Origin of the sequence: Labrenzia sp. OB1, from assembly GCF_001624695.1 — a bacterium.
GTDB lineage: Bacteria > Pseudomonadota > Alphaproteobacteria > Rhizobiales > Stappiaceae > Roseibium.
Genome location: NZ_JSEP01000007.1, coordinates 52,875 through 74,261, shown reverse-complemented (window position 1 = coordinate 74,261; position 21,387 = coordinate 52,875). Strand labels below are relative to the sequence as shown.

Annotated in this window: 19 protein-coding genes; 14 read left to right on the top strand and 5 right to left on the bottom strand. The window is 60.4% G+C overall.

Going from position 1 to position 21,387, the window contains the following annotated elements; genetic code table 11:
- The first annotated feature begins 249 nt into the window (after window positions 1-249).
- Window positions 250-837: a ribosome-associated translation inhibitor RaiA gene (gene raiA / locus OA90_RS11240; protein ID WP_068411526.1), complete on the top strand. Its 588-nt coding sequence runs from the start codon at window positions 250-252 to the stop codon at window positions 835-837.
- A gap of 60 nt (window positions 838-897) precedes the next feature.
- The gene (gene ptsN, locus OA90_RS11235; protein ID WP_068410939.1) at window positions 898-1,365 is read left to right on the top strand and encodes a PTS IIA-like nitrogen regulatory protein PtsN; all 468 of its coding nucleotides are present in this window, start codon (window positions 898-900) and stop codon (window positions 1,363-1,365) included.
- Window positions 1,366-1,430: 65 nt separating this feature from the next.
- Here ptsN and mdoH read toward each other — a convergent pair whose 3' ends face one another.
- Window positions 1,431-3,230 (bottom strand): glucans biosynthesis glucosyltransferase MdoH, encoded by a 1,800-nt coding sequence (gene mdoH, locus OA90_RS11230; protein ID WP_208986090.1) that lies wholly within the window; start codon window positions 3,228-3,230, stop codon window positions 1,431-1,433.
- Window positions 3,231-3,358: 128 nt separating this feature from the next.
- Here mdoH and OA90_RS11225 point away from each other — a divergent pair, with 128 nt between their 5' ends.
- From OA90_RS11225 to OA90_RS11180, 10 genes are all read left to right on the top strand, one after another.
- On the top strand, window positions 3,359-4,360 hold the full coding sequence (locus OA90_RS11225; RefSeq protein WP_068410933.1) for a zinc-binding alcohol dehydrogenase: 1,002 nt from the start codon (window positions 3,359-3,361) through the stop codon (window positions 4,358-4,360).
- A gap of 48 nt (window positions 4,361-4,408) precedes the next feature.
- Complete coding sequence (locus tag OA90_RS11220; RefSeq protein WP_068410930.1) at window positions 4,409-4,807, top strand: 6-carboxytetrahydropterin synthase; 399 nt, start codon at window positions 4,409-4,411, stop codon at window positions 4,805-4,807.
- 7 nt (window positions 4,808-4,814) lie between these two features.
- Window positions 4,815-5,867 carry a glycosyltransferase family 4 protein gene (locus tag OA90_RS11215; RefSeq protein WP_068410927.1) on the top strand — a complete coding sequence of 351 codons (1,053 nt, stop codon included), beginning with the start codon at window positions 4,815-4,817 and terminating at the stop codon, window positions 5,865-5,867.
- Entirely contained in the window at window positions 5,864-6,670 is an 807-nt protein-coding gene (locus OA90_RS11210) for a class I SAM-dependent methyltransferase (RefSeq protein ID WP_068410925.1), read from the top strand. The genes OA90_RS11215 and OA90_RS11210 overlap by 4 nt, the downstream gene beginning before the upstream one ends.
- Before the next feature lie 90 nt (window positions 6,671-6,760).
- A complete protein-coding gene (locus OA90_RS11205; protein WP_068410923.1) occupies window positions 6,761-7,291 on the top strand; it encodes a cytochrome b in 531 nt (176 codons plus the stop codon).
- A 246-nt stretch (window positions 7,292-7,537) separates the two neighbouring features.
- On the top strand, window positions 7,538-7,786 hold the full coding sequence (locus OA90_RS11200) for an acyl carrier protein (RefSeq protein WP_068411523.1): 249 nt from the start codon (window positions 7,538-7,540) through the stop codon (window positions 7,784-7,786).
- Between the two features lie 3 nt (window positions 7,787-7,789).
- On the top strand, window positions 7,790-8,971 hold the full coding sequence (locus OA90_RS11195) for an acyl-CoA dehydrogenase family protein (RefSeq protein ID WP_068410921.1): 1,182 nt from the start codon (window positions 7,790-7,792) through the stop codon (window positions 8,969-8,971).
- Window positions 8,972-8,974: 3 nt separating this feature from the next.
- Complete coding sequence (locus OA90_RS11190) at window positions 8,975-9,883, top strand: amino acid--[acyl-carrier-protein] ligase (RefSeq protein ID WP_068410919.1); 909 nt, start codon at window positions 8,975-8,977, stop codon at window positions 9,881-9,883.
- Window positions 9,884-9,899: 16 nt separating this feature from the next.
- On the top strand, window positions 9,900-10,922 hold the full coding sequence (locus OA90_RS11185; RefSeq protein WP_068410915.1) for a DUF1839 family protein: 1,023 nt from the start codon (window positions 9,900-9,902) through the stop codon (window positions 10,920-10,922).
- Complete coding sequence (locus OA90_RS11180) at window positions 10,923-13,364, top strand: glycoside hydrolase family 2 protein (RefSeq protein WP_068410912.1); 2,442 nt, start codon at window positions 10,923-10,925, stop codon at window positions 13,362-13,364.
- Here the strand turns inward: OA90_RS11180 and OA90_RS11175 are convergent.
- Window positions 13,357-15,462 (bottom strand): GumC family protein, encoded by a 2,106-nt coding sequence (locus OA90_RS11175; RefSeq protein WP_068410909.1) that lies wholly within the window; start codon window positions 15,460-15,462, stop codon window positions 13,357-13,359. The two genes, OA90_RS11180 and OA90_RS11175, sit on opposite strands and share 8 nt — an antisense overlap.
- Before the next feature lie 392 nt (window positions 15,463-15,854).
- Between OA90_RS11175 and OA90_RS11170 the strand changes: the two genes are divergently transcribed.
- Entirely contained in the window at window positions 15,855-16,655 is an 801-nt protein-coding gene (locus OA90_RS11170) for a WecB/TagA/CpsF family glycosyltransferase (protein ID WP_068410905.1), read from the top strand.
- Between the two features lie 21 nt (window positions 16,656-16,676).
- On the opposite strand, the gene OA90_RS11165 is transcribed toward OA90_RS11170, so the two are convergent.
- Window positions 16,677-17,756 carry a glycosyltransferase gene (locus OA90_RS11165; RefSeq protein ID WP_068410902.1) on the bottom strand — a complete coding sequence of 360 codons (1,080 nt, stop codon included), beginning with the start codon at window positions 17,754-17,756 and terminating at the stop codon, window positions 16,677-16,679.
- A 201-nt stretch (window positions 17,757-17,957) separates the two neighbouring features.
- Between OA90_RS11165 and OA90_RS11160 the strand changes: the two genes are divergently transcribed.
- On the top strand, window positions 17,958-18,845 hold the full coding sequence (locus OA90_RS11160; protein ID WP_068410900.1) for a DUF6492 family protein: 888 nt from the start codon (window positions 17,958-17,960) through the stop codon (window positions 18,843-18,845).
- On the opposite strand, the gene OA90_RS11155 is transcribed toward OA90_RS11160, so the two are convergent.
- Together OA90_RS11155 and OA90_RS11150 are read right to left on the bottom strand one after the other, a co-directional pair.
- Window positions 18,831-19,766, bottom strand: coding sequence for a glycosyltransferase family 2 protein (locus OA90_RS11155; RefSeq protein WP_068410897.1), 936 nt, complete (start codon window positions 19,764-19,766; stop codon window positions 18,831-18,833). The genes OA90_RS11160 and OA90_RS11155 overlap by 15 nt on opposite strands.
- A gap of 104 nt (window positions 19,767-19,870) precedes the next feature.
- Entirely contained in the window at window positions 19,871-21,247 is a 1,377-nt protein-coding gene (locus tag OA90_RS11150) for an O-antigen ligase (protein ID WP_082836986.1), read from the bottom strand.
- Window positions 21,248-21,387 lie beyond the last annotated feature (140 nt).

Here is a 21,387-nt window from a genome sequence, read left to right as displayed (position 1 = left end):
TATACCTTTTTTCGAGATGTCCACTGAAAGAAAACACTGAATTCGTTTCGTGTTTATTGGGCGCAGGAATTCTTTTACAGAAATGTTTGACTCTTCGCGGTGACGCAATTATAGGACCGCCCTCGTGAGGTAAACAGGGGATGGCGCTTCGGCGCTGACTGGTCCATTCTGGAAGCTTGAAACGTATCGCGTTTCAACACCGGCTTGATTGCCGGTGACCTGTCGGTCAATAGAAAAGAAGAGGTCCCCATGGCTTTGCGGATTTCGGGTAAGAATGTCGATGTCGGTGACGCACTGCGCGTCCACATCACAGACCGAATTGAAGATGCTCTGTCAAAATACTTCACGGGCGGCTACACAGGCCACGTCACGCTCAGCAGGGAGGGCGCCGGCTTCAAGTCGGAGTGCAACCTGCATCTGGACACCGGGATACTGTTGCAGGTGTCTGCGCAGGACCAGGATCCGCGCAACAGCTTCGATCTGGCTGCGGAAAAGATCGAGAAGAGGTTGCGGCGCTACAAGCGCAAGCTGAAGGACCATCATAGCCACAGCGGCAACGGCCGTGAGGCACTCGAGGCGGCATCTTATGTGCTCGCTTCACCTGAAGAGGATGAGGAAGTGCCGGTGGATTTCAATCCGCTCGTCATTGCCGAGACCTCTGCGAAAATCAAGACAATGACCGTCGGCATGGCGGTCATGGAGCTGGATCTGACCGAAGCACCGGTTGTCATGTTCAAAAATGCGGCAAACGGCGGTGTCAACGTTGTTTATCGCCGGCCGGATGGCAATATAGGCTGGATTGACCCGGCGTTGGTGGCCAGTGTGGCCGCTGAGTAAAGATGCGGACGAGGTCGGCTTCCCAGGGGAAGCCGGCTTCTGAAACTTGTAGGCGAACGAATGGATCTTAGTGATCTTCTGGGTAAAGACGCGGTCATTGCCGACCTGAAGGCCAAAAGCAAGAAACAGGCTATCCAGGAACTCGCGTCCAGGGCGGCGGAGCTGACCGGTCTTTCCGAACGCGAAATTTTCGATACGCTTCTTCAGCGTGAGCGTCTGGGCTCCACCGGTGTCGGCCATGGCATTGCCATCCCGCACGGCAAGCTCATCCGTCTCGACAAGCTTGTCGGTCTGTTTGCCAAGCTTAAAAAGCCGGTTGAGTTCGACTCTCTCGACGACGAACCTGTGGACCTGATCTTTCTGCTGTTGGCGCCGGAAAGCGCCGGGGCCGACCATCTCAAGGCGCTGGCTAGAATTGCGCGGCAACTGAGGGACACTGGGGTGACACAGGACATTCGCAGCTCCTCCGATGCGGAAGAGATCTACACCCTCCTGACCCAGCCCCTGGCGTCGTCCAACGCCGCCTGATACCAGCCGAAATAAGACCCTATTTGACCATGACATGAGCGACTTTATTTGCTTTTCGGACCGGCTCAGGCTTTCGCCGGATTGGCGTCGCTCTGAACGATGTCCTTGGCACCCGCTGCCGGAACAGGACTCTTTGCGAGCGCGGGAAGATGCAGGTCCCCGAGTTCGGCCGGCGGCGCGGTTTCTTCCGGGATACGCCACAGCGTTGAGCGTAGCGCGAGCATGCCGAGTGTCCGGGTGGACGTCGTCACCGCGATAACGATCGCCAGAAGCGGGCCGAGCGCAACCGGAATAACCGGCCAGACCAGGCCGATCTGCTGTCCGGTCAGCCATGCCAGCCCGGCAAGTCCGAACAGGGTTTGCGGCCAGAGCTTGCGGGCGGTGAGCAGCACCGGCAACCGCGAAACGCCCCGGGCCTGGGCACCCCAGCCGATGGTCTTGCCGAAGATGAGCCCACCCATGAACAGGGTATGGGCAACGGCCATGACAGGCGCGAGCATGGCCGCATAGAGGATTTCCGCAAAAACGCTGATCAGGACGCGCACCGGCCCGCCGAACGCCTTGCGCAGATCCGCCCGTGCCAGAACGTCGGCGACCGTTGCGAGCTTGGCGGCGAACACCATTGTCAGCACGCTGAAGAACAGGAGTGCGCCCGTGTCCGCGCGGTAGGGCGCTTCTTCGGCCACCATTCCCAATATGGCGGCAGCGGTCATGAAGCCGATCCAGGCCGGAGATCCCAGGAACATCAGGATCGCCAGAAAGAGTTGCACGCGGCTGACGCCCTTCAGTCCGGGCATGCCGAGCAACCGGCGGTATTGCAGATTGCCCTGGCACCAGCGCAGGTCGCGGCGGATGAATTCAAGCAGATGCGGCGGGTTGACCTCATAGCTGCCGGTCTCGAGCGGCAGGACACGCACTTCGTATCCGGCGCGGCGCATCAACACCGCTTCCACCTGATCGTGGGACAGGATCGGTCCGGCCAGCGGACCTTTTCCCGGCAGCTCCGGCAGCTTGCAATGGTCGGTAAACGGTTTCAGGCGCAGGATCGCATTGTGGCCCCAATAGGGTCCGCAGTCGCCCTGCCACCAGGCACTGCCGATTGTATAGGAGCGCATGCCGAGCCGCATGCCGAACTGGAAGACACGGGCAAAGGCGCTCTCGGTCGGCAAGCCGACCACAAGGCTCTGCAGAATGCCGACCCTGGGATTGGCTTCCATGCGCCTGACAAGACCGGTGATCGCCTCCGCCGATATGAAGCTGTCGGCGTCGAGCACCAGCGCGAAGTCATGCCTGTCACCCCAGCGACGGCAGAAATCTTCGATGTTTCCGGCCTTGTAGCCGGTATTTTTGGCGCGCCGCCGGTAATGAACGTCCATCTGGCCCTGAAATCTCTCGGCAAGGCGCGCCGCCATCTGCTGCTCTCGCAGGGCGATGTCGTCCATCGAGGTGTCGCTGAGCACATAAAAAGTGAAGTGTTCCGCTTCGCCTGCCCGGACCAGATGCGACATCATTGCGCTGAGGCTGATCTCCAGGCTGGCAACGTCCTCGTCGCGAACGCAGGATAAAAGCGCCGTCGAACTCGTGAGCGGTCCCTTGCCCGGGTCGATCGGGCAAACCGTCTCAATTGGATCTCGGGCAAGCCGCATTACCAGAAGGCCGATGACCGCATTCCAGAAGCCGATGATCGTCCAGGGCAGCGTCACCATGAAACAAAGTATAATGAACAGGTCGAGCGCCGAATAACCGCCGGGCGACAGCGTGACCGTCATCAGCGCGGCAAGGGCAATGAAACTGGTAATCACGAGCATGGAGAAGAGACCGCGCCGGGCGGTCATGCGTGCAACGGCTTTATCGGAAAAAGTCATGTCAAAGACCCGAAACATTTTTTTGACTTCCAATCAGGGCGATCATGTCGTTAGTGCGCATGTCAAAGTGTCCTTACGTTGACAGAGGCGGTGCGGATGAGCATGAACGGTAAAGGAAGAGCGGAATTATGGCGGTGACGGGCAACACACCCCTCTCGCAGGCGCTCTGGTATACTGACCCGGCGCAATGCGCAATCGATGTCGTGCCGAGCGATGTGCCGCAGGCCGGCGAAGTTCTGGTTCAAACTCTCTTCAGCGGTATCAGCCGGGGCACCGAAGGCCTGGTCTTCCGCGGAGAAGTTCCTGAAAGCGAATGGCAACGGATGCGGGCTCCTTTTCAGGCCGGTGACTTTCCCTTTCCGGTCAAATACGGCTACGCCAATGTGGGCAGGGTGCTGGAGGGCAATCCGGATCTTGCCGGCCGCATCGTTTTTTCGCTCTATCCGCATCAAAGCGTTTTTGTTCTCCCGTCCAGTGCGTGCGTACCCGTTCCGGCCGGCATCCCTGCCGAAAGAGCGGTTCTGGCGGCCAATATGGAAACCGCGATCAACGCTTTATGGGACGGAAAACCATCACCTGGGGATCACATCTGCGTGGTTGGCGGCGGAGTCGTCGGATTGTTGACCGCCTATCTGGCAAGCAGGCTCCCCGGCGCCCGGGTGACGCTGATCGATACGAATGCCGCCAGGGCAGGAATGGCTGCGGACCTGGGCATGGACTTCGCGCTGCCCGAACATGCGCCGCGCGATCAGGATCTTGTGTTCCACACCAGCGCCAGCTCCGCCGGCCTGGCCACGGCGCTGGGCTGCGCCGGTGACGGAACCACCGTTGTCGAAATGAGCTGGTATGGCTCAAGCGATGTGCTTGCGCCGCTCGGCGCGGATTTCCATTGCCGCCGGTTGAAGCTTGTCTCCAGCCAGGTGGGCACCATCCCGGTGGAGCGGCAGGCCCGCTGGACCTTCCGTCGCCGGATGGAAACCGCGTTGTCCCTGTTGCAGGACCCGGCTCTGGACCGGCTGATCAGCCATCGGGTGAAATTTCCGGACCTGCCCACGCAGCTTCCCGACTTGTTGAACAAGGCATCCGATGTGCTGACGGCGCTGGTCGTTTATGAAGGCGCGCCAGGCTGACCTCTTCACACCACCTTTCTCCCACTGAAATTTCAGGATCCAAGTGACATGTATGCTGTTGAAGTTCGCGACCACGTGATGATTGCCCACTCTTTCAAGGGTGAGCTTTTCGGCCCAGCCCAGGCGCTTCATGGGGCGACATTCGTTATCGACGCCGCCTTTCTGGCCGAAACGCTGGATGCAAACGGCGTGGTCATCGACATTGGCCGCGCGCATGATGCCTTGAAGGAAGTGCTGCAGCCGCTCAACTACAAGAACCTCGACGAGGTGCCCGCTTTTGCCGGTATCAACACCACGACGGAGTTTCTCACCAAACATATTCACGACCATCTGGCGAAGGCCGCCCGGGAGAACCGGCTCGGCCGGCCGGGAAGCGAGCTCGGCGCCATCCGTGTGACGATCTCGGAATCCCATGTCGCCCGCGCCTGGTATGAAGCCGCGATCTGATCCCGGCATGAATCAGCTCTTCTTCGCCTTTCCGGGAAACCTGGAGACGCCGACCGGCGGATATGGTTACGATCGGCGGATCATTGCCGGGTTGCGCGATCTCGGCTGGCGTGTGGAACTTGTGCCTCTCGGTGAGGGGTTTCCCCAACCTTCGGCAATGACGCTGGCCTCGGCGGAAAAGCAGCTCGCCGCTCTGCCTTCAAGCGCCCTTGTGGTGATCGACGGGCTGGCCTTCGGTGTGATGGTGGCTGCCGCGCAGGAGCTTTGCAATGACCTTCGCCTGATCGCGCTCGTGCATCATCCGCTGTGTCTGGAAAATGGTCTGACACCAGAAAAGGCCGAGGCAATGCGCGAAAGCGAACACAAGGCGCTTGCCTTCGCCCGGCATGTGATCGTCACCAGTCCCGCAACTGCCCGGCAGGTGGCCGATCTGTTCGGATATCCGGCGGACCGGGTAACCGTTGTCCTTCCCGGAACCGACCGCCCGGAAGCCATTCCGCGGGAGCGCTCGAATGTGGTCAGGCTGCTTTCCGTCGGCACAATCGTGCCGAGAAAGGGGTATGATCTGCTGTTTCAGGCCCTCTCCGCAATGCCGGACAATAACTGGCATCTGGAGATCGTCGGAGGTCTGGATGCCGATCCTGAGTGCTATCGTTCATTGCGTAGCCAGATCGAGGGTCTGGGCCTTGCCGGAGGAATCACGTTTCGCGGCGCCGTTTCGCCTGAGGATCTGACCGGCTTTTACAGCAACGCGGATGTCTTCGTGCTTGCCAGCCGCTACGAGGGCTATGGCATGGCCTATACGGAAGCCCTGGCCCACGGTTTGCCGGTCATCGGCAGCGGCGCGGGCGCCGTGCGGGATACCTTGCCCGAAGGGGCTTCGATTTATTGCGGGGTTGAAAACGTCGGAGCGCTGCGCGAAGCCTTGGCACTGCTGATCACCGATACTGCGGCACGTTCGCAAATGGCGAGTGCCGCGCGGATGGCCGCTGCAGCGCTTCCCGGCTGGCCCGACGCCGCAGCACAATTTGCCCGAACCCTGCAGGAGCTTGCCGAATGAGTGGATTTTCATCTGAATGGCTGGCGTTGCGCGAGCCACTCGACCTTGCGGCCAGAAACGCCGAAGTCGAAGAGGCATTTCTGGCGCAACTTCCCGAAAGACCACTTCGTATACTGGATCTGGCGAGCGGCGCCGGATCGACGGTCGCCGCCCTGCACGGCAAGTTTCGCCAGCCCGTGACCTGGTTGCTCACCGATCATGATCCGGCCCTGCTGGAGGTTGCGGCATCGCGCTGGAGCAAAGCAACCGGTGAAAGGGTGGAAACGCGCCAACTCGATCTTTCCGGGGGCCTGAAGGATCTGCCGCTCGCGGATGTCGATGCCGTCACGACGTCGGCTTTTCTCGATCTTGTTCCAAACGACTTCCTGCTCCGTCTGACGGACCGGATTGTCCGGGCCGGAAAACCGTTTCTCGCCAGCCTGACATATGACGGACGCACGGGATTCGAACCCTCCCATACCTTTGATGCGACCCTGGGCGCGGCCTTGAACGCGCATCAGAAATCCGACAAGGGCTTCGGTCCGGCGCTTGGACCGGATGCTGCGGAGCGGGCCGCCGGCCTTTTTGAAGCGCTGGGATACAATGTGGCTCGCGGATCGTCCGACTGGCAGGTAGGGTCTTCTTCCCCGGAGTTTCTGCTCGAGTTTCTGCAGGGCTGGCGTCGTGTCGGCCAAGAACTGGGACTGGAAGAAAACGCTCTGGACGCCTGGTGGAGAGATCGTCAGCGGAAAATCCGCTCCGGAGAGCTGCACGTGGAGGTCGGCCACATCGATTTCGCAGCCTTTCCGTCATCCGCTCCTTGATCGGGGCCGGTAACTTTTCTGCGTTCACCTGTTTCCAACTGAAAGCATGTTGATTTAAGCTAGAGGAGGCATTCAGGGGGAGAGACCGGCATGGCCGAAGTGAATGAGCGTTACAGTCTGATTGCGCGTTCCATCCACTGGCTGACTGCGCTGCTGGTGCTGTCGATGGTGCCGGCCGGGTTGATCATGATCCGGATCGGAGGTGGGCCGCTGCAGAACCAGCTCTTCGATTTTCATCGCTCCGTCGGAGTGGTTCTGATGATCCTGACGGTCATCCGGCTGGCTTACCGGCTCACCCATCCCCCGGCGCCCCTTCCGGCCGAAATCCCCCCGATTCAACAGTTGGCGGCGAAGGCCACTCACGTCTTTCTGTATCTCTTCCTGCTCGTCAATCCGTTCATCGGATGGGTGGCGACATCCGCCTATGGGGCCTCGATATCGGTCTTCGGTGTGTTCACCATGCCTGCCATCGTTGCGAAGGATCGCGCCCTTTCGGAACAGCTTTTCGCGGTTCACGAAGTTCTGGGCCTGCTCTTCACCGCCGCCGTCCTGATGCACATCGCTGCCGCACTTTATCACGGTATCATCCGCCGGGACGGTGTGTTTAGCCGCATGGTTTGAGCGCCGCAAAGGTACCAGAAAACATAATTCTACAGATACTTCTGCTGAGATGCTGGAATCAAAGGCGATTTCCAGAGCGTGGTCATTTATGTTTACACTTTGTTTACTTAACAAAATTTAACTAAAGTTGATTTGTAATTTTTTACCATGCCTCTTAAGTACAGTTTATTCTTTTTTTGCGAGAAATAGTGCTTCTGAACACAGTCACCGGTTCACGGTGAACAGTTAGATATGGCAAGGACTGACATGAAACAGGCTATTAGGACCCTCCTGGCGAAACACGGCAACCTGCCCGGCGCGATTGAAAGCATCGATGACGGTGCGGATCTTTATGACGCTGGCCTGTCTTCCTTTGCGTCGGTTCAGGTGATGCTGGCACTCGAAGAGGAATTCGATATCGAATTTCCAGAGCATCTGCTGAACCGCAAGTCGTTCTCCTCCGTCGACGCCATTGCGGCGGCGCTTTCCGAAATCGTCGAAGAACAGGCTGCCTGATCGATGACCGCCGCCAGCAAGATTACCGCTCTTCCCCTGACGGACCGGGCCAAACGCGCCGCGAAAGCCGCCGCCGGATTTGCCGATCAGGTTGACAAAGAGGGGCGGTTCCCTGCCGAAGGCATGGAAGCGCTGAAAGCCGAGCGGCTGCTGGGCATCATGATCCGGCCGGAATTCGGCGGCGAGGGGGCAAGCCTCACCGAAGTCGCCGATGTCTGCGCGATCCTCGGCCAGGCCTGTGCGGCCACCGCCATGACCTACGCTATGCACCAGATCCAGATCGCGAGCCTGGCCGACTACGCGCCCGGCAGCAACTGGCATGAGGCGTTCCAGAAACGGATCTGTGACGAACAGCTTCTGATTGCATCCGCGACCAGTGAAGCGGGTATTGGCGGCAATCTGCGCAACTCGCTGTGCGCGACCGAGGTTGAGGGCGACATCGTCCGCCTGACCAAGGATGCCACCGTGATCTCCTACGGCGCCAAGGCCGATGCCATCATGGTCACCTCCCGCCGTCATCCGGACGCCGCCCACTCCGATCAGGTCGCGACGGTTTTCCTGAAGGATCAATACACGCTCGAGCAGACCAGCAAATGGGACACGCTCGGCATGCGCGGCACCTGTTCAGACGGCTATATCTTCAAGGCGGAAGCGCCCGCCGAACAGATCCTGCCGCGTCCCTTCGCCGAGATCGCTGCCCAGTCCATGCTGGCCGTGTCTCACCTGTTGTGGGGTGCGCTCTGGTACGGGATCGCCGCGGACGCGGTGGCGCGCGCCCAGAGCTTCGTCAAGGCCGCCGCCCGCAAGACACCCGGCCAGGTTCCTCCCGGAGCGCTGCGCCTCGCCGAGGCTTCAAACCTGTTGCAACTGGTCAAGGCCAATGTGGTCGCCGGCCTCAAGCAGTTCGAGGGCGCCAAGGGCGACGGAGATGCGCTGAATGCGATGAGTTTCTCGGTCGCCATGAACAACATCAAGATCGGCACCTCGCAGACCATCCTGACGATCATCAACCACTGCATGCTGATCTGCGGCATTGCCGGATACAAGAACGGCACGCCTTTCAGCCTCGGCCGGCATCTGCGCGATGCCCATTCCGCCCAGTTGATGATTTCCAACGACCGGATTCTGGGCAACACGTCGACAATGCTGCTGGTCAACAAGCAAGACACAAGCCTTTTGGGGTAAATAATGGACGCGCAAGTCTCTTTTCTGGATCAGCTCTTCTCCAAAGGCGTGCTGCACGATAGCGGTGTCGACGGTCTCTATGCTCGCAGCGGTGAATTCGAGGATGTGATCTCGAGGTTCGAAACCTTCGCTCTTTCCTACGGCAAGGACGAGATTTCCGAAGCCATGGTCTTTCCGCCCGGCATGACCATGCAGGATTTCGAAACCAGCGGCTACATGAAGAGCTTCCCCCAGCTGGCGGGAACGGTACATGCCTTTTGCGGCAACGATCACGACCATATGGGTCTGTTGCAATGTATGGCCGCCGGCGAGGACTGGTCGAAGGACCAGAAGCCGACCCAGGTCGCGCTCACGCCTGCCGCATGCTATCCGCTCTATCCGATCCTCTCCCGGCGCGGACCTCTGGCGGAAGACGGCGCTTATGTCGCGCTTCAGTCCTACTGCTTCCGGCACGAACCCTCCAAGGATCCGGCGCGGATGCAGATGTTCCGCCAGCGGGAATATGTACGTGTCGGCTCTCCGGAGCAGACCATGGCTTTTCGGGAAACCTGGAAAGAGCGCGGCCAGGACATGATGAAGCGGCTGGAGCTGCCGCATCATGTCGATGTCGCCAACGATCCGTTTTTCGGCCGTGCCGGCAGGATCATGGCCTCCGGTCAGCGCGAACAGGAACTGAAGTTCGAGATGCTGGTGCCGATCACCTCGCAGGAGAATCCGACCGCCTGCATGAGCTTCAACTATCACATGGACAATTTCGGCAAGGCCTGGGACATCCGCCAGGCGGACGGCGCACCCGCGCACACCGCTTGTGTCGGCTTCGGTCTCGAACGGATTGCCCTCGCTCTTTTCCGCCATCACGGCTTCGACACAGCCAGCTGGCCTGAAGGCGTCAGATCGGCCCTTTGGGGTTGAGAGGATCGAACACCCCATGACGCAAGCCGTCTTTGACACCTTGAACGCGGACACCTACGTGCGCAGCCCTCTGCATGCGCAGGAGCGCGACTGGCCCGAGACCAATTGTTATCTCGATGTCTGGATCGAGGTTCTGCCGTCGCTTGGCCTGCCGCCGGAAGCCTGCCTCGCCTATTCGCTCACCCAGGACTTCGAAGGTGACCAGTTCACCTTCTTCAAGGTGCCGCTGGAGGATCTGGAAGCGCTCTATGGCCTGAAGGTCACCGAACTGGCGATCTACGACCGGGTGGAAAACCATGTTCAGCAACAGATCGAACGCGGCCGCCTGTCGCTGGTCGAGGTGGACAGCTATTTCCTGCCCGACACTCAGGGCGTCGGCTACCATGCGACCCATGGCAAGACCACGATAGCCGTCAACCGGATGGATTTCGAAAACCGGACCATGGACTATTTCCACGGCCTCGGCCTGCACCGTCTGGAAGACGACGATTTCGACGGCGTTTTCCAGCGCGGCGCGCATGCCGGCCCGATGCCGTTCCTGCCATATACCGAGTTCGTGAAATTCCCCGACAGGCTGCCGTCGCAGCAGTATATTCTCGCTGTTTCCGAGGACCTGTTGCGCCATCATCTGAAGCGCCGGCCGGCCGAAAATCCGGTGGCGGCCTTCGCCGCGGTGTTCCCGGCGCAGGTGGAGAAGGTGAGCGAGCGCGCGTTCGATTTCTTCCATCTTTATGCCTTCAACACGTTGCGCCAGCTCGGCGCCAACTTCGAGCTGTTTTCCTCCTATCTGGACTGGCTGACGGCTCAGGGACGGCCCGGACTTGCCGAAGCTGCTATCGAGGCCAGGGCGATTTCCACCACCTGCAAGACGGTTCAGTTCAAGCTGGCCAGGGCGGTGATGCGCAAGAAGTTCCAGGGGCTCGACGAAAGTCTGCTTCCGGCGGTGACCGCCTGGGACAGCCTGATGAGCCATCTTGACCGGCACTATGGTGACGGCGAGGCAAGCCTTGCGCCCGTGGTCAGCGCAGCCGGGGCCTGAATGGCCGATTTCGCCGCAGCGCAATGGACCGTCGCGCTTAGCTCGCCTGGCTCTGAAGAGGCCGGGGACGCACGATTGCAAGGCGTCCCGGCGAAAGTCCCCGGAACAGTCGCCTCAGCCCTTGCCGCCGCCGGTCTTTACGACCCTGAAAATCCGCACCCGCTGCATGACAGGGACGCCTGGTACCGAACGGAATTCGACGCCGAACCCGGCCACTACCGGCTGGCGTTCGACGGCCTTGCGACGATTGCCGAGGTCTGGCTGAACGGCGAACGTCTTCTGGACAGCCGGAACATGTTCCGCACATGCGAGGTCGAAGCCGAGCTGTCGAAAAGCAACAGACTGGAAATCTGCTTCCGGGCGCTGGAACCGCATCTGAATGCCAGGGGACCGCGCGCTCGCTGGAAGCCGCAACTGGCGACCTCGCAGGGCTTGCGCCTGATCCGCACCACGCTTCTGGGCCACATGCCCGGCTGGTGTCCGGAGATTCACGCTGTCGGCCCCTATCGGCCGATCCGGATTGAACCGGCTGACGCACCCCGGATCACGGACAGTCACATTCTCGCCGATCTTGCACCGGACGGCAGCGCAACCCTCACGGTTTCACTGAAACTCGAAAACGCCGGCGGTACGCCCGAGCTGTCCTGTGCGGGAACCACAGCCGAAATGACCCGGCAGGAGGAAGGCCGCTGGACGGCTGTGCTGAGACCGGCTGATGTTACCCCCTGGATGCCGCATACCCATGGGACGCCTGCGCTCTATGACGTGAAGCTCAAGGCAGGCGAGCGGCAGTTTTCCCTCGGAAAAACCGGCTTCCGCCGCCTGGAAGTGGATCGCGGTGCGGACGACAAGGGGTTCGGCCTGAAGGTCAACGGTGTGTCCGTTTTCTGCCGCGGCGGCGTGTGGACCTGTACCGATCTGCTCTACCTGCCCGGCGATGCGGACAGCTACCGGCCGCTTCTGGAAGCGGCCCGCGACGCAGGCATGAACATGCTGCGCATCGGCGGCACCATGCTCTACGAGACCAGGGCGTTTTTCGACATTTGTGACGAGCTCGGCCTGCTGATCTGGCAGGATTTCCAGTTCGCCAATTACGACTACCCGGTCAAGGACGAGCCGTTCGTTCAGGAGGTTCGCGCCGAGATCCGCGATCAGCTTGCCAAAACCCAAGGCTGCCCGTCGCTGGCTGTTCTGTGTGGCGGCAGCGAGATCTATCAGCAGGGCGCCATGATGGGCCTGCCGGAAGAGCGCTGGAAGGGTCCGCTGTGCGAGGAAATCCTGCCGGAGCTGGCCGGCCGCCTCCGGCCCGACGTGCCTTACGTGCCGAATGCGCCATCCGGTGGCGTGCTGCCGTTTTCACCGGGAGAGGGCATCGCCCACTACTACGGCGTCGGAGCCTACCTGCGCCCGCTGGAGGACGCCCGCCGCGCCAATGTCCGCTTTGCCGCAGAGTGTCTGGCCTTTTCCAACATTCCCGAACAGCGCAGCCTCGACGAAGGCCTGTCAGGCGTCAAACCCGGGCACGATCCGCGCTGGAAAGCGCGTGTCCCGCGCGATCGCGGCGCAGGCTGGGACTTTGAGGATGTCCGCGATCACTATCTGAAAACGCTATACGGGATCGACCCGGCAGCCCTGCGCTACGGCGATCCGGATCGCTATCTCGATCTCGGCAGGGCGGTGACCGGCGAGCTCATGGAACAGACCTTTGCCGAGTGGCGGCGCGAAGGCTCCTCCTGTCAGGGTGCACTCGTGTGGACCTTTCAGGATCTCGCCATGGGAGCGGGCTGGGGGGTGATCGACGCCGCCGGCAGACCGAAGCCGGCCTACTACGCCCTTAAGCGGGCCTTCCGTCCTCTTCAGGTCTCGCTCACCGACGAAGGCACCGGCGGCCTTGCCATTCATGTCATCAACGACCGGCCTGAGGAAAAGCCGGTCACGCTCTCGCTGGAGTGTCTGCGGGACGGTCAGGTGCCGGTGGTCTCGGGACGAAAGGATCTGATCCTGAACCCGCACAGCACGCAATCCCTCAACGCGGTGGATCTGATCGGCGCGTTCTTCGACGTCACCTACGCCTACCGCTTCGGCCCACCCTCGCATGATGTGACGGTGGTCCGGATGCTGGACACGGAGACCGGTGAAGTGCTGGCCGAGGCGTTTCATTTTACGCCTGTCGATCAGCCGTTGGCCTCTTCGGCGGAATGCGTTGCCTCGCTCCGGCAGAGCGGGGACGGGATCTGGTGGCTGGAATTGGCCGCGGACCGGCTGCTTCGCCGGGTGAATATCCGCGTCGATCCTTTCCGCCCCTCGGACAACTGGTTTCATCTGGCTCCGGGCAGGACGCACCGCATCGAACTGCGGCCCGATTCGCATACGGATGGCGCGGCCCGGCCCTCCGGCACCTTTTCGGCGCTGAACCGCCCGGGAACAATTGCCATCAACTAAGCGCGGCCTGCCGTTCAAGGGATACGATCACATGATCGGCCGCATCCTGCATAGCGGCGTCGACCTGTGGCGAGGCCATGGGCGACTCAGAAATGACGATGAGGTCAAATTCGGGATCCAGACCGGATCCGTTCAGGACCTGGTAGCAGCCTTTCGATTCATCCTGATACTTGCGCCGTCCATGCGTCAGGCTCAGGAAGTCGATGTCGAGGTCGGCCAGCTTGACGGCATCATTGAGATCCGTCGTCGGGTGCGGCCGGCTCGGCATTCTCGGCGAGAGTTGCTCGGCCGCCGTATTGTTGTCGACAAGCAGAACCCGGAAATTCTTCAGGCTGGCCGCCGCGAAAACGACCGACAGGGCCACCATGTTGTGTTTGCCGTCGATACTGGTGACGATTACCGTGCTTGCGAACCCGTCGACACGCTCGGACTGCAGCTTCTTGAGAATGGTGAAGACGGACTTCCAGTAAGGGCGCATCTCGCGGTCGGTGGCCCCGCTCTTGAAGTCCCAGAGCGAGGTCAGGAGTTCTTCCGTGTCCATGTCCTCATGGCGATTGTGCGAGGGCAGCCGTGGCAGATAGGACACAGCCAGCTCTTCCGGGCTGGGCTGTCGGGCAAGCTGCTGATGAGGAGGGGCGGAGACAGGCATTTCAGTAACGGCAGGCGTAACAGGTGAGTCTGTCAGCGAATAGGCAAAGGCGACATCGGAACGCGGATATAAAAGATAGCGCATGCAAAGGGACAGCGCCGAACGGCCGATTGCCAGAAGAGTGCCGATCATGCCGCCGAGAACGAGCCCCAGCGCCACCAGGATCTTCTTTTTCGGCCACACGGGCGATGACGGCGGGATCGCTGGCGAGATGATCCGCGCATGCGGAATGCTGATCTGATCGATCTCGGTGATTTCTTTGGTCCGGCTTAGCAGATTTTCATAAAGTGTTCTGTTGGTGTCCGCCTCGATCTGCAATTCCTGCAATTCGATGCGCGATTGCTGGTCGAGATTTGACCTCGAGCGCACCGTATCGAGCTGAATTTCCAGCTTGGCGACGCGATCGCGCAGGACATCCGCTTCAAGTTGCGCGGTGCTGGCGACGCGACGGATTTCGGATTCGATCTGTTCGCGGATTTCCTGTGTCTGGGCGCGGGCCCGTATCAGGTCCGGGTGAGAGGGTAAAAGTTCGGCGGAAAGATTCGCCTCTGCACGGGCTACAGTCGCATACTGCTGGCGCAGGTTGGCAACCGTCTGGGACGCGGTGACATCGGCAAGCGCATCGAGACTTGCGCCGGCATCTATCATCCGCTGGATTTCGGCGGCCTTAGCTTCGGCGGCGGCAAGCGCGGCTTTCTGTTCCGTGATTTGGGTGTTGAGCTCCGCCAGTTCCTGATCGGTCAGAAAGGCGTTCTGGTCGGTGGATTGCAGATTATGCTTGGCCCTGAAGGCCTCTACCCTGGCTTCGGCCTCGCGAAGTTGATCTCTGAGGATCTTGAGCCTGTCGCCGATCTTCTCCTCGACCGTGCGGCCGATATTGGACACCTGACCTACCTGGTCGTTGATATAGGTTTCGACAATGGCGTTGGACAGGATCGCTGCCTGGATTGGCGATCCCGTATCGATCGCGACATTAATGACGAAGGTAAGGCCTTCGCGGCTAACGGTCATGGCATCGCGAAGTGCTTGCACGGCGTCGTTTGCGATTACCTCCTGCGTTTCCGGAGAGCGTTGCGTCGATCCGCCGAAAAGCGAGGTTAGAAATCCCTGACCGGCCGGCTTTTCGCCGAACTCCGGATCTTCCGTCAGATTGAGATGCGTGACGACGTTCCTGAGTACGGAGGAGGACTGCAGCACGGTCACCTGACTGTCGACGACAAAGGTATCTTCCAGATAGCGTGTAGGTGCGTTCCTGTCTTCGAAGGGTTGACGTACGGAGGGGTCGATGAGGACCTGGGTTGTTGCCCGATAGACGGGCTTCAGGCTGAGGGAGATGGCGGCCGCCACGGCCGCGCCTACGACCGCGAAGGCAAGCACGATCCAGATCTTGCGCCGAAATTCGGTCAGAAGATTCAGAGTGTCCCTAAATGTGGGTGCCTTTTCCGACACTTACTCGCCCTGCTTCGCGTGCGAATTTTGTAGAATACTAAGTTTGTTCATCCCGATAGTATAATCCAACATGGTTAGCAACTGCCTAATGGGGGCCGTGAGACGGTCTCGGGTCGGTGGCAGCTTGTCGGGACCTGTTTCCACACATGGAAATTCCTGTATGCGCCTCGATCCGCAGCGAGCCAAGGATGTGACGTGATCATTTCGGTTAAATCATGGCGAGTGCCAAACCATTGAAGGGCACCTTGAGCTGGCACTGCTGACACTGTCATAATCACGGAATTTTGAGGCCGCTCCCCCGCTCCTAACCCGTGCTTAACTTCAAACGTGATATTGATCATACCGGTCCGGGACCGTGACCCGGTTTTTCCGTCAAAAAGTTCTGGAACTGAATGATCTCGTCCGAAGCCGAACAACGGCAGCAATCCGGTTCAACGCTAACCCAGGCAACTACGGTGCTTGGCGGACTTCCCATTGCGAACATCGGAATGCAGGAAACGGCCGAGCAATTTGTCCGAATTGCACTCGATGCAAGGAAAGGCGACCGCCTTCCCTATTATTCCACTTCGGCCAACGGTCAAGTCATTGCCATGGTGGCGAAGGATCCGGATTTCAGAAAACTTCTGCTGCATGCGGACCAGATCCATGCCGATGGCATGCCCATGGTGCTGCTGTCGCGCCATGTCGCCCGCACCGCCCTGAGCGAGCGCGTGGCCACCACCGATCTTGTCCACGCAACCGCCGGCAAGGCCGAAGCTGCCGGCGTCAGCTTCTATTTTCTCGGCGCCCACGAGGAGGTCAACAAGCTGGCTGTGGAGCGGATGCAGGCGCTCTACCCGAAGCTGAAGTTTGCCGGACGGCGCAACGGCTATTTCTCGACGGAGGACGAAAAGGCGGTCGTCGAGGAGATCAGCCGACTGAAACCGGACATCCTGTGGGTGGGGCTTGGCGTGCCGCGCGAACAGGAATTCGTTGTCCGAAATCTTCACAGACTGCACGGCGTCGGGGTGATAAAAACCAGCGGTGGCCTGTTTGATTTCCTGTCGGGGAAAAACAGCCGGGCTCCCGAATGGATGCAGAAATGCGGCCTGGAATGGCTTTATAGAACCATCCTGGAGCCACGACGTCTGGCCCGCCGATATCTCGTTACCAACCCGATCGCCCTGCGGGAGATCTTGCGGAACTCCAGATAACGGGCCAGTCGTGCCTCGGACTCATGCGCTGTCCCGCAGGCAAGCGTCGATTTTCGCAACGACATCGCACCAGAGCGCGTCGATTTCTCCGGCCAGACCGGTGGTTCGGGCATCAGCTTGTCTGGCCTTCAGAACGGCTTCAGCGGCCGCCGCGGCATCCGCTCCGGTCGGGATCAGCCGGATGCTGCCGGTTTCGATCAGTCGCCGGAACAGACGGTGATGGTCAAGGGTGCCGGGACTGGCCGGCGCATTGACGACGACCGGTTTACCCGAGGTCGCGGCGGCCAGAACGCTGCCGCGCCGCGAGCTCAGCCCGTCCGGCAGCAGATAGCAGAAGACGTCGACCTCGCGAAGGATGGCGAACAGTTCCGCGTCGCTTTCGATGAAACCGCTAACGGCGACCCTGTCCGACAGACCCAGCCGGTCAACGGTGGCGAAAAAGTCCTGCTCGACGGTATCCTGGCCCTTGATGAAGGATCCGGCGAAGGCCACGAAAACATCCTCGCCCCGCGCCCGAAGGTCCGTAGCCACCGAAAGAACCGAAGTCACCTGCTTCTGCGGATAGATCGAACCGAACTGACCCAGAATCATCCGTCCGCCTGCGCGTTCCCTTGAAAGACGGGCGGAAAAGCTGCCGGGGGTCAGTGTGTCGGGTGCCGTCAGGTTGGGCGGGATGGGGATGATCGTCCTGTGCCCGGTGGCAAGGCGGGAGAGCAGCGTTGCCGCGAATTCGTCGGCGATTTCTGGGGCCGAAAAGCAGAGTTCGGTCGCCAGCAACACCACAGGTGCAAGCACGACCCGCCGCTTCCAGTCGAGAGATGCCCATTCGTGCAGGATCGCCATGGTGCGTTTTCCGCAGATCCTTGCGGAAGCGGCCGCCAGAGTGGGGCCCAGCAGCTTCTTCTTCCAGCCGACGACGGGGAAATTCAGGATCAGCGCATCAGATCGCTTCAGGGCGCGCAGGAGCCCGGCGAGACCGAATCCGAGCGCCCGAGTTGCCGCCCGTGCGCCGAGCCTGTGTGCCAGAAGCCTGGAAAACTCTTCGACGCCGCAGGTTTGTTCGGCGTTTGAGATCATGATGAGGTAACGGGTAGCGGGCATATCCAGGCTTTGCGAACGGGGTCACGGCAATATCGGTTCGGTATTGTGACCATCGATATAAAGAAGATGTTTAGAAGAAGTGTTCACATGTAACCTGGACAAGGGATAGTCCGAAATCTACGGGCGGTTCCGGGCATGCAGGATCTTTTCGGCCCGGTGTCCGTATGCCGCGATGCGCCATAGCCTGCGCTGGGAGCCAATATGCAAACGACATCGGTCTCGATCATTACGCCAAGCTACCACAACGATCTGGGGCGATGCGAATTGCTCTGTGAAACGATCGACCGCTTCGTGACCGGGTACGACCACCATTTCATCGTGGTTGGAGACGAGGATCTCGAGCTCTTCAGGCACCTGTCGGGTCCGGCAAGGTCCATTGTGCCGTCTTCGCAACTGTTGCCGCAGCTCTGGCCGTTGCCGAAATGGCGTGGAAGGCGGTATTGGTGGTCCCCGCGGATCCGATTGCCCGTCTATGGTTGGCACCTGCAGCAACTGCGCAAGTTCGCGATGGCCGCCGCACAGGAAAGCGACCGTGTCCTGTTCATGGACTCGGACGGGGTTTTCTGTCGGCTGACGGATCTGCGGCAACTCGCCGGACAGCCGAAGTCGCCGCTTTTCTATTCGCCCGGCGACATCAATCCCTCCCGGCCGCATCATGTCCGCTGGTGGCGCAACGCCCACAGGATTCTGGGCCTGGAGATCCCGGCACTGCCGGGAGACGATTTCATCGGCCCGATGATCGTCTGGGAGCGGGAAACCGTGAAGACGCTGCTGGCTCGCATTGAAACCGTGTGCGGCTGTCCCTGGTGGATCGGGCTTGCGCGGCAGCGGCATTTTTCCGAATACCTGATTTACGGCGTTGCCGTTGCCAGCGATCCGGTTCTTGCCGCCCGCCACGAGCGAACCTCCGTAAGCTGCTGCCTCACCTACTGGGGAGGTCCGCAACTGGACGAGGCGGGACTGATTGCCTTCATGGATGATCTGCAGCCTGCTCAGCACGCCATCACGATACAGTCCCACACTCAGACACCGCTTCAGACCATACGCGAGGTGACCTTGGCGGACCCGGAACGCTCAGGACACGTCTGAAGCCTTATAGGGGGCGGGCAGAAAGCCGAGCGCCGCATAGGCGCGGCCCACAGGCAGGAGCAACGGATGACTGGCCGGAAGCAGGCGCCGCGTCCGGGCAAGCGCCGCTATTGAACGCAGGACTCCAAGTCCGAGACTTGCCAGGGTCTTCACGCAGGCCACCGCCGCTGGCATGCCGTTCGCCCTGTCGACCATGTAGTTTATCGAGCCGGTCCGGATGGATCGGGTCATCAGGAACCTGGCGGACGTGCGTTCCGGCGGCACGAATTCCTGTATCTCTGCCTTTGAGTTCCAGAGGGTCCTGAAGCCCGCCCGGCGGCACCGGGTGAAGAAGTCCATGTCGCCGCCGCCCAGGAAATTGAAGCGGAGGTCGAAAAACGGTGCACCCAGTTTTTCAAAGACGTGGCGCCGGATCAGGCAATTCCCCGAGCCGTGAAGCTGGTCGATTTCCCGGGTCGCTCCGTCGATGGACAGGAACAGCGGGTGTATACGCACCTCCTCCGGCACCGCGCCCTCGAAGTTGCGCACAACCGGTCCGCCGACGATATCGGCGGCCTCCCGTCCGGCAAGGCCGACCATTTCGGCAAGCCAGCACGGCGCGGCGGTTTCGTCGTCGTCGATCATGAGAAAGAAGTCCGCTTCCGGAAACGTCTTGAGGGCTTCGCTGAAGGCCCTGTTGATCGCAAAGCAGTTCCCCTGCTTTTCCTCGGTCACGATCACATTCGCAATGGCATGTGCCGCGAAGAATTTTCCGGCGACGTCGCGTCCTAGCGGATTGGCGGCATCATTGTCGACGACGACGATTGCAAAGCGGAAATCGGCCGTCTGCTCAGCCAGGGAAGCCAGCGTGCGGGCCAGCCAGTCCGGGCGGCGAAACGTCGGTATGCAGACAACGGCTTCGATTTTCGTTTGGTCGGACATTCAAGCCATCGATCCCTTGGAGGTGAACCCTTGTGCTGCCGGGATGCGCTCCCGCGAAGGTGACAACTTCATGCAGCTTTACCATTCTCATAACAGGGAAGACGTTAACGTGTGTTTGTCGCGAGCCCGTCCTGCGCCCGGGCACCCCGCTTGCCCGGCACCGCGCATATCAGGCAGGCGTAGGCCTGCAGCCGCAGGCCGAAGACGCCGATGAGCATCGTGAACCAGACAGGGCCTGAATTTCCGAAAAACGGACTTTCGAGACATGCAAAGAACAGGGAAAACATCCAGATGCGGAGGAACAGACGGGTGAGAAGCGGATCGTTGTCACCCGCCAGGGCCTTGTTCGCATATTTGATGGGCAGAAACACCAGCCAGGTGACGACAAGTAAAAAGCCCGGGATGCCGGCATTGACGAACTGTTCCAGGTAGCCGTTATGGGCGTTGGCGGCCGTCACCGCCCAGGAGTAGAGCGAATACCCGCTTCGGAACAACGCCTCGGTCTGCCAGAAGGACTGATACCCGTAACCGGTGATCGGGCTCTGAGCGATCGCATTGAGTGCGATGCTCCAGATCGCCGTCCTGTCGGTGAACGTCGGATCGACACCGGCGGCGGCAAGCAGTTGCTGGACGCTTTCCGACAATGACGCCGATATCAGCAGCGTGTTCACGACGACCAGCCCGCCGACGACAATGACCGGGCGCAGGATTCTGAACATTTCGAAGACCCAGACCAGGATCAGGATCAGTGGAAGCATGGCAAAGGAGGTCTTGCTGCCGGATTTCCAGAGAAAGACGGTCGCCAGAAGCACGATCATGCCGCCGAGAAGGGCGGATCTTGTCCTTGAGATATAGAGGCCGAAAAAGATCGAGAACACCATGGCGGCGGCGGCGACGTTCTTGTGGCCCATATGGCCGCGCCAGTCGCCCGCAAGTTGCTGTTCCAGGGCATCGGTGGCCTGGTGAATGGCAAGATGCGGCAGGGCGGCGATGCCGTAATAGGCCATCCCTATGACCACCGTCAGTGCGATGCAGACAAGCGTCGTGAAGTGTTCGCGCGATTTCGGCAGCAGCAGGATGGCGCTGCCACAGCCACACACGAGAACTGCAAACACGATCCGTCGGAATGCGGTGCCCGGATCGCCGGCGAACAGGCTGGCAAAGGCATACCACACCACGATTGCCAGCAGAAGGTTGCGCGGACACAGAAGAAACCGGCGGTTGGACTTGCCGAGCACCACGAACAGCAGCAGCCCCGACATGAGGACAACGACAATCTGATTGAAGCGGTTGGAATTGCTGCCATAGGGGGTGGTCAGATTCGCCGCATTCGGGTCCGGAAAGGGGGCGAGGCCGATCCAGAAATAGAAGAACACGCCAAGGAACAGGGCAGCCGTCAGGATCCAGACACCGGGATGTCTACGTGCGGGCAGGCCATTGCGGGCGCTCTGCAGTGGCGCGATTGGGGTGGTGCTATACATTTTCCAGTATCGAATCCGTTCGAATGCGAATCTGCGTTCCAGCAGATACCGTTCCGATTAAGCATCCGCTAACCTGTCAGATTATTTAGTTTTCAGGCAACCTATAACCATGATAGGACGCCGATAAAGACAGGTTGGCG

Excerpts from the sequence above, each read along its gene's own strand:
- OA90_RS11210 (WP_068410925.1), top strand. The coding sequence starts at position 5,864 with ATGAGTGGATTTTCATCTGAATGGCTGGCGTTGCGCGAGCCACTCGAC.
- OA90_RS11220 (WP_068410930.1), top strand. The coding sequence starts at position 4,409 with ATGTATGCTGTTGAAGTTCGCGACCACGTGATGATTGCCCACTCTTTC.
- OA90_RS11160 (WP_068410900.1), top strand. The coding sequence starts at position 17,958 with ATGCAAACGACATCGGTCTCGATCATTACGCCAAGCTACCACAACGAT.
- OA90_RS11180 (WP_068410912.1), top strand. The coding sequence starts at position 10,923 with ATGGCCGATTTCGCCGCAGCGCAATGGACCGTCGCGCTTAGCTCGCCT.
- ptsN (WP_068410939.1), top strand. The coding sequence starts at position 898 with ATGGATCTTAGTGATCTTCTGGGTAAAGACGCGGTCATTGCCGACCTG.
- OA90_RS11190 (WP_068410919.1), top strand. The coding sequence starts at position 8,975 with ATGGACGCGCAAGTCTCTTTTCTGGATCAGCTCTTCTCCAAAGGCGTG.
- OA90_RS11155 (WP_068410897.1), bottom strand. The coding sequence starts at position 19,766 with ATGTCCGACCAAACGAAAATCGAAGCCGTTGTCTGCATACCGACGTTT.
- OA90_RS11185 (WP_068410915.1), top strand. The coding sequence starts at position 9,900 with ATGACGCAAGCCGTCTTTGACACCTTGAACGCGGACACCTACGTGCGC.
- OA90_RS11205 (WP_068410923.1), top strand. The coding sequence starts at position 6,761 with ATGGCCGAAGTGAATGAGCGTTACAGTCTGATTGCGCGTTCCATCCAC.
- OA90_RS11165 (WP_068410902.1), bottom strand. The coding sequence starts at position 17,756 with ATGCCCGCTACCCGTTACCTCATCATGATCTCAAACGCCGAACAAACC.
- OA90_RS11195 (WP_068410921.1), top strand. The coding sequence starts at position 7,790 with ATGACCGCCGCCAGCAAGATTACCGCTCTTCCCCTGACGGACCGGGCC.
- OA90_RS11200 (WP_068411523.1), top strand. The coding sequence starts at position 7,538 with ATGAAACAGGCTATTAGGACCCTCCTGGCGAAACACGGCAACCTGCCC.
- OA90_RS11215 (WP_068410927.1), top strand. The coding sequence starts at position 4,815 with ATGAATCAGCTCTTCTTCGCCTTTCCGGGAAACCTGGAGACGCCGACC.
- raiA (WP_068411526.1), top strand. The coding sequence starts at position 250 with ATGGCTTTGCGGATTTCGGGTAAGAATGTCGATGTCGGTGACGCACTG.
- OA90_RS11170 (WP_068410905.1), top strand. The coding sequence starts at position 15,855 with ATGATCTCGTCCGAAGCCGAACAACGGCAGCAATCCGGTTCAACGCTA.
- OA90_RS11150 (WP_082836986.1), bottom strand. The coding sequence starts at position 21,247 with ATGTATAGCACCACCCCAATCGCGCCACTGCAGAGCGCCCGCAATGGC.
- OA90_RS11225 (WP_068410933.1), top strand. The coding sequence starts at position 3,359 with ATGGCGGTGACGGGCAACACACCCCTCTCGCAGGCGCTCTGGTATACT.
- mdoH (WP_208986090.1), bottom strand. The coding sequence starts at position 3,230 with ATGACTTTTTCCGATAAAGCCGTTGCACGCATGACCGCCCGGCGCGGT.